The sequence below is a fragment of the Streptomyces sp. NPDC001270 genome (assembly GCF_042896695.1).
In the GTDB taxonomy this organism is placed as follows: domain Bacteria; phylum Actinomycetota; class Actinomycetes; order Streptomycetales; family Streptomycetaceae; genus Streptomyces.
In genome coordinates, this window is the sequence record NZ_JBIAXM010000014.1 from 130,424 (window position 1) to 143,437 (window position 13,014).

The 13,014-nt window shown below is 72.8% G+C and carries 6 protein-coding genes and 1 pseudogene; 3 read left to right on the plus strand and 4 right to left on the minus strand.

The genetic code is table 11. The features are described 5' to 3' along the window. Positions 1–14: 14 nt before the first annotated feature. From ACFY2B_RS24135 to ACFY2B_RS24150, 4 genes and pseudogenes are all read right to left on the minus strand, one after another. Positions 15–1,670, minus strand: coding sequence for an ADP-ribosylglycohydrolase family protein (locus ACFY2B_RS24135; RefSeq protein ID WP_390765150.1), 1,656 nt, complete (start codon positions 1,668–1,670; stop codon positions 15–17). Next, positions 1,658–2,833: an ADP-ribosylglycohydrolase family protein gene (locus tag ACFY2B_RS24140; RefSeq protein WP_390765151.1), complete on the minus strand. Its 1,176-nt coding sequence runs from the start codon at positions 2,831–2,833 to the stop codon at positions 1,658–1,660. Before ACFY2B_RS24140 ends, ACFY2B_RS24135 begins: the two co-directional genes overlap by 13 nt. A gap of 13 nt (positions 2,834–2,846) precedes the next feature. Then, the gene (locus tag ACFY2B_RS24145) at positions 2,847–4,007 is read right to left on the minus strand and encodes an ADP-ribosylglycohydrolase family protein (RefSeq protein WP_390765235.1); all 1,161 of its coding nucleotides are present in this window, start codon (positions 4,005–4,007) and stop codon (positions 2,847–2,849) included. Positions 4,008–4,513: 506 nt separating this feature from the next. Then, positions 4,514–5,500: pseudogene (locus tag ACFY2B_RS24150) on the minus strand (ADP-ribosylglycohydrolase family protein); the annotation flags it as partial. A 239-nt stretch (positions 5,501–5,739) separates the two neighbouring features. Between ACFY2B_RS24150 and ACFY2B_RS24155 the strand changes: the two are divergent. The 3 genes from ACFY2B_RS24155 (at position 5,740) to ACFY2B_RS24165 (ending at position 12,921) form a co-directional block, all read left to right on the plus strand. Next, entirely contained in the window at positions 5,740–6,471 is a 732-nt protein-coding gene (locus ACFY2B_RS24155; RefSeq protein WP_376532528.1) for a VIT1/CCC1 transporter family protein, read from the plus strand. A gap of 377 nt (positions 6,472–6,848) precedes the next feature. After that, positions 6,849–11,468, plus strand: coding sequence for a glutamate synthase large subunit (gltB, locus tag ACFY2B_RS24160; RefSeq protein ID WP_390765152.1), 4,620 nt, complete (start codon positions 6,849–6,851; stop codon positions 11,466–11,468). Next, the gene (locus ACFY2B_RS24165; protein WP_390765153.1) at positions 11,461–12,921 is read left to right on the plus strand and encodes a glutamate synthase subunit beta; all 1,461 of its coding nucleotides are present in this window, start codon (positions 11,461–11,463) and stop codon (positions 12,919–12,921) included. Before gltB ends, ACFY2B_RS24165 begins: the two co-directional genes overlap by 8 nt. The last annotated feature ends 93 nt before the right edge of the window (positions 12,922–13,014 follow it).

The window sequence follows — 13,014 nt, forward strand, 5'->3', positions numbered from 1 at the left end:
GGGTGGGGCGGGGGTCATGGGCGGGTCGCCTCCAGGTGGGTGAGGTGGGCGAGGGTGTCGAAGCCGATGCCGTCGAAGCCGGTGACGGAGGTGGCGAGCCGGTTCTTGAGGGGAGCCGTCCAGCGGTCGGGCAGGGCGGCGGGCGACCCGGCGAGGAGGCCGGCGATGCTGCCGGCGGTGGCGCCGGCCGAGTCGGTGTCCCAGCCACCGGACACGGCACGGCAGATGGAGCCGGTGAAGTCGCCGTCCGCGTGGGTGAGGGCGGCGGCGATCAGGGCGGTGTTGGGGATGGCGTGGACCCAGTGGTAGGTGGCGGAGTACCGGGCGTGGAGCGCGTCCACGACCTGGTCGAAGTCTTGGTGCGCGGCGGCCGTCCCGACGGCGTGGTCGAGGGCGTCGGCCAGCCGGGAGCGGGACGGCACCACCGAGCGGCCGACGCGCAGACAGGCGTGCACGTCGAGGGATCCGGTGGCCGCGGCGGCGATGGTGGCCGCGGTGAACATCGCCGCGTAGACGCCGTTGGCGGTGTGGCTGAGGACGGCGTCGCGGTGGGCCTGTTCCGCGGCGGCGGCCGGGTCGCCCGGGTTGGTCCAGCCGTGCACGTCGGCGCGGATCAGGGCGCCGATCCACTCGCGGAAGGGGTTGCGGTGGCGGGCCGTGTGCGGGGGTTCGAGGCCGGCGAGGAGGTTGCGGTAGGCGATGCGTTCGGCGGTGAAGGTGCGGCCGGCGGGCAGTTCGTCGAGCCAGAGCCGGGCCAGGTCGGCGGTGCTGAACGCCTTGCCGTGCCGGGCGAGCAGCAGCAGGTTGAGCAGGGGATGGTTGAGGTCGTCGTCCTCGGGCATGCCGTCGATGTTCTCGGCGAGGGAGGTGCCGGCCGAGCGCCGGTTCCAGGGGTGGGCCGCCATGAGGTCCGCCGGGACCCCGCGGGCCGTGAAGTAGGCGGCGAGCGGCCAGTTGCCGGTGGACCGCGCCAGTTGCCGGATGCCGTCGAGGGGAAGCTTCTCCACCGGCTTCCCCAGCAGACAGCCGACGGCCCGGCCCAGCCAGGCGGCTTCGAGGGCGAGCGGGGTGAGGGCCGCCGCGAAGCCGCCTGCCGGCCCGTCACTTGCCGATCCGTCACCTGTAGGTCCTGCAGGCCCGTCACTTGTCGGCCCATCACCTGTTGGACCGTCACCTGCCGACCTGTTACTTGCCCGTGTCGCGTCTCCTGGTGTCGCGTCTGTCGGTGCCGCACCTGTCGGTGCCGTGGCTTCGGGAACCGCCCCTGCCGGTGGGTCACCGGCCGTTGTGCCGCGTACCGGTCGGGGAGCCGGCGGTCTCCGGTCCGGCCGCCGCCGCGCTGTGGAGTCGCGGTCGGTCGGCGCGGGGCCCGGCCGGAGTGGGCCGGTGGGCCAGTCGGGGCACAGGGCCTTGATCCGGGGCAGTCCGGTCGGTTCCCGTTCGGCGGCCGGGCCCGGCAGCTCCGCCAGTTCGTCCAGCAGGTCCTCCGCCAGCAACCGCAGATACCGCGACGCCCGCTGCGGGGACGCGCCCGCACGGACCGGCGCGGCACCGCCGCCCGCCGCTTTCCAGCGGGCCTCGATCGCCGACGGCTCGCGTCCGTCCTGCCGTGCCTGGCGGAGTTCGTGGGCCACCAGGTCCTCCGGCTGGACCCAGGTCAGCCGGAGCATTCCGCGCCCCCGAGTGCGCTGAACGCCCGCTCATGGGTCCGGCGGCGCCGGACGTCCCGTTCGAAGACCTCCCGGGACACCTCGGTGAGCGTCCGGGCGGGCGCCCACAGGTCCAGCCGGCTCGCCTCCGCCACCGTCTTCGACCACTCCTGCGGGACCGGCGAGCCCAGGGCGCCGGCCAGCGCGCCCGCCATCGTCGCGATGGAGTCGCAGTCGCGGCCGTAGTTGACCGACCCCAGGACCGCCTGCCGGTAGTCGCCGCCGGCCACCAGCAGCATGCCGAGCGCGACGGGAAGCTCCTCGATCGCGTGCAGCCGGGAGGGGCGCCGGGCGCCCAGGGACGGGGTGCGGTAGTCGGGGCCCACCGTGTCGTAGGGGGCCACCGCCGCCCGCAGCGGGACCAGCGCCGACTCGATGTCGCGGTGCCGGGCGGCCACCGCGCACACCTCCTCGATCGCCGCCCGGGTACCGTCCTTCGCCAGGGACAGGCACGCCGCCACCACCGCATCCGGGGTCGCGCCGGGTGCGGTCGCCGCCGCCACCGCCGCCGCGAAGACCCCGGCCGCCTCTCGGCCGTACGACGACTGGTGCGCGCCCGCGACGTCCAGTGCCTCGGCGTACGCGCCCGCCGGGTTGGCCGCGTTGACCAGGCCGACGGGGGCCATGTACATCGCCGCCCCGCAGTTGACGATGTTCCCCGCGCCCGCTTCCCGCGGGTCCACATGGCCGTATGCGAGCCGGGCCACCAGCCATTTTTCCGCCAGGAAGATCCGGTGCAGGGGCAGCGCCTCCGCCTCCAGTTCGGGAATCCAGCGGGGGGTCGTCATCAGGTCCGGGACGAGGTGGTCGGCGACGGCGTAGGCGTCGAGGTGGTCCCGGACGCGCGCGTACACCCGGATCAGCGCATGGGTCATCAACGTGTCGTCGGTGACGTGCCCGTCGCCCTTGTGGTACGGCGCGACGGGGCGGGCGGTGCGCCAGGCGTCGCCGTGCCAGGGGCCGACGACGCCGTGGACGCGACCGCCGTGGCGTTCGACGATCTGGTCGGGGGAGTAGCCCTCGACGGGGCCGCCGAGGGCGTCGCCGACGGCGGCGCCGACGAGCGCCCCGGTGATCCGCTCCGCCAGATCCGGACCGCCGCTTGCGTAGTCCTTGGGTGTCATGTCCGAATCATCCTCACGGTTCGGCCGGTGGTGCGGTTTCCAGGAGTTCGGCGAGTTCGACCAGGTCGGTGCCGGTGAGGCGGGGGAGCGCGCAGCCGGAGAGGGTGCGGCAGGCGTCCCGCCACGTGGGCGGGACGGACGCGCCGCCGCCCAGTGCTCCGGTCAGCGCGCCCGCCAGCGCGGGCGCCGAGTCGGCGACCCGGGACAGGCAGGCCGCGGCGGGCACGGCCTCGGCGATCCGGCCCCGCGCGGCGCAGGCCAGGGCGAGCGCGACCGGGACCGTCTCGGCGGCGGCGATGCCGTAGCTGTAGACGTGGTCGACGATCTGGTGCTCAAGGAGCGGGATCAGCGCGAAGGCGGATCCGGTGTCGCGGGCGAGGGCCAGCGCCTGGCGGGCGTTGCGGCCGATCTCCGTGGCCGCGGGCAGTTCGTCGAGGGCCGCCGTCGCGCAGGTGTCCACGTCCGCGCCGGTGAGCGCCAGTGCGAGGGCCGCCGCCATCGCCCGGGCGCCGTGCACCCCGTCGCCGTCCTGGGTGTAGCGGGCGTCGAACTCGGCCAGTTCCGCGGCGCGCCGCGGGTCGCCGCGGTGGGCGACGGCGAGCACACAGGCGCGTACGCAGGCCGCGTCGTCGAAGTAGTGCGGGTTGTCGTGGCCGCTGGCGGGCGGGCGCAGCCCGCCCGCGAGGTTGCCGAGGCCGGCCCGGACCGAGATCCGGGCGCGCAGCGGCAGCACCGCGGACTCCACCTCCGGGGCGCGTTCGGCCGCCGCGGCGACCTCGGAGGCGACGGCGCTCCAGGTCAGGTCGATCGCGGCGCGGGTGCGGCGGTCCCGGCTCAGGTCCCCGAGCACGCTGTCGTCGCCGGCCCGCAGCACCGCCTCGGCCGCGAACGCCGCCCATTCGGCGTCGTCGGAGGGGCCGAGGCGCAGCGGTTCCGGGGGCTGGTTGAGCGCGATCGGCACGGGCAGCGTGGTGGTCGCGTTCTGCTCGGCGAAGGTGTCCAGCTCGCGGGTGAGCCGCCGGGTCCACTCGGGCATCCGGGCGGCCCGGTGCCGTGCCGCGGGCCATCCGGCGGCATCGCCCGCGGCGAGCCCCAGCAGCAGCCCCTCGACGCGGCGGCTCACGGCAGCACCTCGCCGCTCTGCTCGACGGGTGCGCAGGCGGCGGGTACGCAGGCGGCGGGGTTCGCGGGCGCGGTGGGTGCCGGCTCCGCGGCGGGGTGGGCGTCACCGCGCACCGTGGCCTCCGGGACCGGCCCTTCCACGGCCTGCGGCACGAGGTCGCGCAGCGCGACCGGCGGGAGGTGGGGTACGAGGCCGGGCGGGGCGCCGTCCGCGGGGGAGTGCGGTACGGGGCGGTGCGGGACGCCGGTCGGCGGGGTGGGGGGGTCGGGGCGGTGGAGCGCGCCCGGTGGGCGGTGGAGCGCGCCCGGGGGGAGGGGGGATACGGGTTCTGGCCCGGCGGCGTTCGACAGGGCGTGCGGTACGGGTTCGCGGGGCGCGCCCGCTGGTGGGCGGGGCACGGGTTCGAGCAGGCCGTCACCCGGCGGGACGTGCGGCAGGGGCGGTTGCGGCTCCCCCTCGGCGGGTCCGGCCGCGATCGGGGCGGGCCTGTCCTGGACCGGGGCGGTTCTGTCCCGTGCCGCGGCGGGACTGTCGGGGGCCGCGGCCGGCCGGTTCCGGACCAGAAGGTCCGCCACGTCGAGTACGTGGTGGCCCGCCATGGAGGGCAGGCAGCTGCCGCGGGCCGGGCCGATCGCCGCCGCCCAGTCGGGCGGGACGGCGCGCACGCCCTCGGTCGCGCCGGCCAGCGCGCCCGCGACGGCCGCCGTGGTGTCGGCGTCGCGGCCCATGTTGACTGCGGTCAGGACGGCCCGCCGGAAGTCGCCGTCGGCGGACGCGTACGCGCCGAAGGCGAGTGCCACCGCCTCGGGGGCCAGGTCGGTCCAGGGGTAGCCGCCGATGACGACCGCGCAGCGGACCGCGCGTTCGCCGCGGTGGGCGACGGCGACGGCCCGCCGCAGTGAGCGGGCCGTCCAGGAGTCGTCGGGGACGACGGCCAGGGCAGCGGCGACCACCGCGCTGACCGGGGCGCCCGCCATCGCCGCCGCCACCCCGGCGGCCACCGCCTGGCCGCCGTAGATGCCCTCGCCGTCGTGGCTGACCGAGCCGTCGACCGCCACCAGCCGGGCCGCCTCGGCGGGGCGGCCCGCCGCGAACACCCCGAAGGGGGCCGCCCGCATCGCGAGGCCGTCGCTCCAGGCGTGCCGGTGCTGGGCGGAGATGGGTGCGGCCAGCCCTCTGCGGAGGTTCTCCAGCGTGCCCCGCTCGCTGAAACCGGCGCCCCGGAAGGGCCCCTCGTGCCGGTTCGCGATCCACTTGTGCCAGGCGGCCTCCGCGTCGGCCGGGGTGAGCGCCGAGCCGTGCCGGGCGAGCAGCAGCCCGGAGAAGATCGCGTACTCGGTGTCGTCCGTGCCGCACGGCCGCTCGACGACGTATCCGGTGATCCGGCCCCAGCGGGCGCGGATCTCCGAGGGCTTCAGGTTCTCCGCCGGGGCACCGAGCGCGTCTCCCACCGCCAGGCCGAGCAGCGCGCCGCGCGCCCGGTCGCGGAGTTCGGTCCCGTCCCCGGGGGACGGGACCGAGGGGATGCGGGCGATCGGTGCCATGGGCGGCTCTCTCCGTCGGGGGACCTTTGCGGATGTCTGCCACCGGAGCCGTCGCCGCGAGCACCACGGGCCGCAGCATCACCCGGTCGACATGTGCGCAAGCCTGTGCACGGATGAGCGAGGAGGGTAAAACCGCAGGTTAGCCCAGCCTTTCCTTGCTGGCGAAGGAGAAATCAATAACGTAGTTTCGGTGTTGTCGAAAAGTAGAACCCGTCCAATCAAGCTCCTGGGGGACCGTTATGGCCATCATCGACACCGAAGCGGCGCTGCACGAGGCGCACCGGGACAACCACACACACCGGGATGTCAACGGCGGCTGGCTGCGCCCCGCGGTCTTCGGCGCGATGGACGGCCTGGTCTCCAACCTCGCCCTGATCACCGGCGTGACCGGCGGCGCGGTCAGCCACCAGACCATCGTGATCACCGGGCTGGCCGGTCTCGCGGCCGGCGCCTTCTCCATGGCGGCCGGCGAGTACACGTCCGTCGCCTCGCAGCGCGAGCTGGTCGAGGCCGAGCTGGACGTCGAGCGCCGCGAGCTGCGCCGGCACCCCGAGGACGAGGAGGAGGAACTCGCGGCACTCTACGAGACGCGGGGCGTCGAACCCGAGCTGGCCCGCGAGGTCGCCCGGCAACTGTCCCGGGACCCCGAGCAGGCCCTGGAGATACACGCCCGCGAGGAACTCGGCGTCGACCCGGGCGACCTGCCGTCACCGCTGGTCGCGGCCGTCTCCTCGTTCGGTTCCTTCGCGCTCGGCGCGCTGCTGCCGGTCCTGCCCTTCCTGCTCGGCGCGACCGCGCTGTGGCCGGCCCTGGTGCTGGCCCTCGTCGGACTGTTCGGCTGTGGTGCCGTGGTGGCCAAGGTGACCGCGCGGACCTGGTGGTTCAGCGGTCTGCGGCAGCTCGCCCTGGGCGGCGCGGCGGCCGGTGTGACGTACGCCCTGGGCAGTCTGTTCGGAACCGCCGTAAGCTAAGCTGGTTGGTACCTATGCATTGAGTCGTATAAGTAGCTGTTACCGACTGGTTTCGGATGCTTGACCGCTGGGCATGAGCCGTAAGCGCTGCGAGCAACGACGCCTGCCGCGCACCCCGCGGGATGGGCGTTGCCGTTCCTCCCGCCTCCCCCCTTCCGGGTCGATGGACATGGATCTGTCCACTTCGGTCCCCCTATGCTTCCGCCGCCGCGCGCGGCGTCCAGGTCGCGCACCCCGGCGACGTCTGCATGCTGGAATGGAGTATCCGGTTTTCGAGAACCGATCCATCATGTAACCTGCACGAAATTTTCTCTCACGCAGAGGGCCAGCGTCGTCCCTCGGCACCGCACATGCCACTGACGACGACGGGAGAGCCGATGCGCACACCGCGCCAGCCGTCCCAGCCTTCCACGAATGGCCGAAACTGGTCATTCATGGATGCGCGCCCTGCTGCACAGGGAATGTACGACCCCCGCACCGAGCACGACGCCTGCGGCGTCGGCTTCGTGGCCACCCTCACCGGCGAGGCGAGCCATGTGCTGGTCGAGCAGGCGCTCACCGTTCTGCGCAACCTGGAACACCGCGGTGCCACCGGCTCCGAACCCGACTCGGGCGACGGCGCGGGACTGCTCTCCCAGGTGCCCGACGCGTTCTTCCGCCAGGTGGCCGGATTCGAACTGCCCCCGGCCGGTGCGTACGCCGTCGGCATCGCCTTCCTGCCCCCGGACGACACCACCGACGCCGTCTCACAGATCGAGACGATCGCCCAGGACGAGGGCCTCACCGTCCTCGGCTGGCGCGACGTCCCCGTCGCCCCGGAGCTGCTGGGCGCCACCGCCCGCTCCACCATGCCCGCCTTCCGGCAGATCTTCGTCACCGACGACACCTCCCGGACCAAGCCCGCGGGACACGCCAGCGAAGGCATCGCGCTGGACCGCAAGGCGTTCGTGCTGCGCAAGCGCGCCGAACGCGAAGCGGGCGTCTACTTCCCGTCACTGTCCGCGCGGACCATCGTCTACAAGGGCATGCTGACCACCGGCCAGCTCGAACCGTTCTTCCCGGACCTGTCCGACCGCCGCTTCGCCAGCGCGATCGCCCTGGTCCACTCCCGGTTCTCCACCAACACCTTCCCGTCCTGGCCGCTCGCCCACCCCTACCGGTTCGTCGCCCACAACGGCGAGATCAACACCGTCCAGGGCAACCGCAACTGGATGCGCGCCCGCGAGTCCCGGCTGGCCTCCGACCTCTTCGGCGACCAGCGCCTGGACCGCATCTTCCCGGTGTGCACCCCGGACGCCTCCGACTCGGCCTCCTTCGACGAGGTACTGGAACTCCTCCACCTCGGCGGCCGCTCGTTGCCCCACGCCGTGCTGATGATGATCCCCGAGGCGTGGGAGAACCACGACTCCATGGACCCCTCCCGGCGCGCCTTCTACCAGTTCCACGCCACGATGATGGAGCCCTGGGACGGCCCGGCCTGCGTCACCTTCACCGACGGCACCCAGGTCGGCGCCGTACTCGACCGCAACGGCCTGCGCCCCGGCCGCTACTGGGTCACCGACGACGGCCTCGTCGTCCTCGGCTCCGAGGTCGGCGTCCTCGACATCGACCCCGCGAAGGTCGTCCGCAAGGGCCGCCTCCAGCCCGGCCGCATGTTCCTCGTCGACACCGCCGAGCACCGCATCATCGAGGACGACGAGATCAAGGCGACCCTCGCCGCCGAACAGCCCTACGCCGAGTGGCTGGAAGCCGGCGAGATCGAACTGGGCGACCTGCCCGAGCGCGAGCACATCGTGCACACCCACGCCTCCGTCACCCGCCGCCAGCAGACCTTCGGCTACACCGAGGAAGAGCTGCGCGTCCTGCTCGCACCGATGGCCAAGACCGGCGCCGAACCGATCGGCTCCATGGGCACCGACTCGCCCATCGCCGCCCTGTCCGAACGCCCGCGCCTCCTGTTCGACTACTTCACCCAGCTGTTCGCGCAGGTCACCAACCCGCCGCTGGACGCGATCCGCGAGGAACTCGTCACCTCGCTGCGCTCCGCCCTCGGCCCGCAGGGCAACCTGCTCGACCCGACGGCCGCCTCCTGTCGCAGCGTCGTGCTGCCCTTCCCGGTCATCGACAACGACGAGCTGGCCAAGCTCATCCACATCAACGCCGACGGCGACCTGCCCGGCTTCAAGGCCGCGACCCTCTCCGGCCTGTACCGGGTCGGCGGCGGCGGCGACGCGCTGGCCGCCCGCATCGCCGAGATCTGCGCCGAGGCCGACGCCGCCATCGACAACGGCGCCCGGCTGATCGTCCTGTCCGACCGCCACTCCGACGCCGAGCACGCGCCGATCCCCTCGCTGCTGCTCACCGCGGCCGTCCACCACCACCTCATCCGCACCAAGCAGCGCACCCACGTGGGCCTGCTGGTCGAGGCCGGTGACGTCCGCGAGGTCCACCACGTGGCCCTGCTCATCGGCTACGGCGCCGCCGGCATCAACCCCTACCTGGCGATGGAGTCCGTCGAGGACCTGGTCCGGGCCGGCACCTTCCTGCCCGGCATGGACGCCGACACCGCCATCCGCAACCTGATCCACGCCCTCGGCAAGGGCGTCCTGAAGGTCATGTCCAAGATGGGCATCTCCACCGTCGCCTCCTACCGCGGCGCCCAGGTCTTCGAAGCCATCGGCCTCGACGACGCCTTCGTCGACAAGTACTTCAACGGCACCACCAGCAAGATCGGCGGCGTCGGCATCGACGTCATCGCCGAAGAGGTCGCCGCCCGGCACGCCAAGGGCTACCCGGCCTCCGGCATCGCCCCCGCGCACCGCGCCCTGGAGATCGGCGGCGAGTACCAGTGGCGCCGCGAGGGCGAACCGCACCTGTTCGACCCCGAGACGGTCTTCCGCCTCCAGCACTCCACCCGCACCGGCCGCTACGACGTCTTCAAGCAGTACACCGGCCGCGTCAACGAGCAGTCCGAGCGCCTGATGACGCTGCGCGGCCTGTTCGGCTTCGCCTCCGGCCGGCAACCGATCCCCATCGACGAGGTCGAACCGGCCGGCGAGATCGTCAAACGGTTCTCCACCGGCGCCATGTCCTACGGTTCCATCTCCCGCGAGGCCCACGAGACCCTCGCCATCGCCATGAACCAGCTCGGCGGCAAGTCCAACACCGGCGAGGGCGGCGAGGACCCCGAGCGCCTGTACGACCCGGCCCGCCGCTCCGCGATCAAGCAGGTCGCCTCCGGCCGCTTCGGCGTGACCTCCGAATACCTGGTCAACGCCAACGACATCCAGATCAAGATGGCCCAGGGCGCCAAGCCCGGCGAAGGCGGCCAGCTGCCCGGCCACAAGGTCTACCCGTGGGTCGCCAGGACCCGGCACTCCACCCCCGGCGTCGGCCTGATCTCCCCGCCGCCGCACCACGACATCTACTCCATCGAGGACCTCGCCCAGCTCATCCACGACCTGAAGAACGCCAACCCCTCCGCCCGCATCCACGTGAAGCTGGTCTCCGAGGTCGGCGTCGGCACGGTCGCCGCGGGCGTCTCCAAGGCCCACGCGGACGTCGTCCTGATCTCCGGACACGACGGCGGCACCGGCGCCTCCCCGCTGACCTCCCTCAAGCACGCCGGCGGCCCCTGGGAACTCGGCCTCGCCGAAACCCAGCAGACCCTCCTGCTCAACGGCCTGCGGGACCGGATCGTCGTACAGACCGACGGCCAGCTCAAGACCGGCCGCGACGTTGTCATCGCCGCGCTCCTCGGCGCCGAGGAGTTCGGTTTCGCGACCGCACCGCTCGTCGTCTCCGGCTGCGTCATGATGCGCGTCTGCCACCTCGACACCTGCCCGGTCGGCATCGCCACGCAGAACCCGACCCTGCGCGACCGCTTCGCCGGCAAGGCCGAGTACGTGGTGAACTTCTTCGAGTTCATCGCCCAGGAGGTCCGCGAGATCCTCGCCGAACTCGGCTTCCGCTCCATCCAGGAAGCCGTCGGCCACGCCGAGGCCCTCGACGTCACCCGCGCCATAAACCACTGGAAGGCACAGGGCCTCGACCTGGAGCCGCTGTTCCACGTGCCCGAACTGCCCGCCGGCGCCGTCCGCCACCAGGCCGTCGAACAGGACCACGGCCTCGCCAAGGCCCTCGACAACGAGCTGATCAGGCTCGCCGCCGACGCCCTCGCCGCCACCAGCGCCACCGACGCCCAGCCGGTCCGCGCCCAGGTACCCATCCGCAACATCAACCGCACGGTCGGCACCATGCTCGGCCACGAGGTGACCAAGCAGTTCGGCGGTGCCGGCCTGCCCGACGACACCATCGACATCACCTTCACCGGCTCCGCCGGCCAGTCCTTCGGCGCCTTCCTGCCCCGCGGCATCACCCTCCGCCTGGAGGGCGACGCCAACGACTATGTCGCCAAGGGGCTCTCCGGCGGCCGGGTCGTCGTCCGCCCCGACCGCGCCGCCGACCACCTCGCCGAGTACTCGACGATCGCCGGCAACACCATCGCCTACGGCGCGACCGGCGGCGAACTGTTCCTGCGCGGCCGCACCGGCGAACGGTTCTGCGTCCGCAACTCCGGCGCGCTGGTCGTCTCCGAAGGCGCAGGCGACCACGGCTGCGAGTACATGACCGGCGGGCACGCGGTGGTCCTAGGCCCGACCGGCCGCAACTTCGCGGCCGGCATGTCCGGCGGCATCGCCTACGTCGTCGACCTCGACCGCGACAACGTCAACGCCGGCAACCTCGACGCCGTCCAGCCGCTCGACGACACCGACAAGCAGTGGCTGCACGACGTGGTCCGCCGCCACCAGGAGGAGACCGGCTCCACCGTCGCCGCGAAACTCCTGGCCGACTGGGACACGGCCGCCGACCGCTTCAGCAAGATCATCCCCAGCACCTACCAGGCAGTGCTCGCCGCCAAGGACGCCGCCGAGCGAGCCGGTCTCTCCGAGACCGAGACCCACGAGAAGATGATGGAGGCGGCGATCAATGGCTGACCCGAAGGGCTTCCTCAACCACGGTCGAGAGATCGCCGAAACCCGACCCGTCAGCGAACGCGTCAAGGACTGGCAAGAGGTCTACGTCCCCGGCTCCCTGCTCCCGATCATCAGCAAGCAGGCCAGCCGCTGCATGGACTGCGGCATCCCGTTCTGCCACAACGGCTGCCCGCTCGGGAACCTCATCCCCGAGTGGAACGACTACGCCTACCGCGAGGACTGGACCGCCGCCGCCGAACGCCTGCACGCCACGAACAACTTCCCGGAGTTCACCGGACGGCTGTGCCCCGCCCCCTGCGAGTCGGCCTGCGTACTCGGCATCAACCAGCAGCCCGTCACCATCAAGAACGTCGAGGTCTCCATCATCGACAAAGCCTGGGACAGCGGCGACGTCCGCCCCCAGGCCCCCGAACGCCTCTCCGGCAAGACCGTCGCGGTCATCGGCTCAGGACCCTCCGGCCTGGCCGCCGCCCAGCAACTCACCCGGGCCGGCCACACCGTCGCCGTCTACGAACGCGCCGACCGCGTCGGCGGCCTGCTGCGCTACGGCATCCCCGAGTTCAAGATGGAGAAGCGGCACATCAACCGCCGTATCGAGCAGATGCGCGCGGAAGGCACCCGGTTCCGCACCGGCGTCGAGGTCGGCCGCGACCTGACAGCGACGAACCTGCGCAAGCGCTACGACGCCGTCGTCATCGCCGCCGGCGCCACCACCGCCCGCGACCTGCCCGTCCCCGGCCGCGAACTGGGCGGCATCCACCAGGCGATGGAGTACCTCCCGCTGGCCAACAAGGTCCAGGAAGGCGACTACGTCACCCCGCCGATCACCGCCGAGGGCAAGCACGTCGTGGTGATCGGCGGCGGCGACACCGGCGCCGACTGCGTGGGCACCGCCCACCGCCAGGGCGCCGCCTCCGTCACCCAGCTGGAGATCATGCCCCGCCCCGGCGACGAACGGAACCCGACCAGCCAGCCCTGGCCGACCTTCCCCATCCTCTACAAGGTCACCTCCGCCCACGAGGAAGGCGGCGAACGCATCTACTCCGCCTCCACCACCCACTTCGAGGGCGACGAGGACGGCAACGTGCAGTGGCTGCACATCGCCGAGGTCGAGTTCACCGACGGCAAACTCACCCAGAAGCCCGGCACCGAACGCCGCATCCCCGCCCAGCTCGTCACCCTCGCCATGGGATTCACCGGCACCGACCGCGAGAACGGCCTGGTCGAGCAGTTCGGCCTGGAACTCGACGCACGCGGCAACATCGCCCGCGACGCCGACTTCCAGACCAACGTGCCCGGCGTCTTCGTCGCCGGCGACGCCGGCCGCGGCCAGTCCCTCATCGTCTGGGCCATCGCCGAGGGCCGCTCCGCCGCCAAGGGCGTCGACCGCTACCTGACCGGCACCAGCGACCTGCCCTCCCCGATCCACCCGACGGACCGAGCACTCGTCTGACGGATCACCACCACACGTCCCGTACAAAGGCGTACGGAACACCGACGGCGCCTGCCCACCGTCCCCGACCGGACCCGGGCAGGCGCCGCCGCG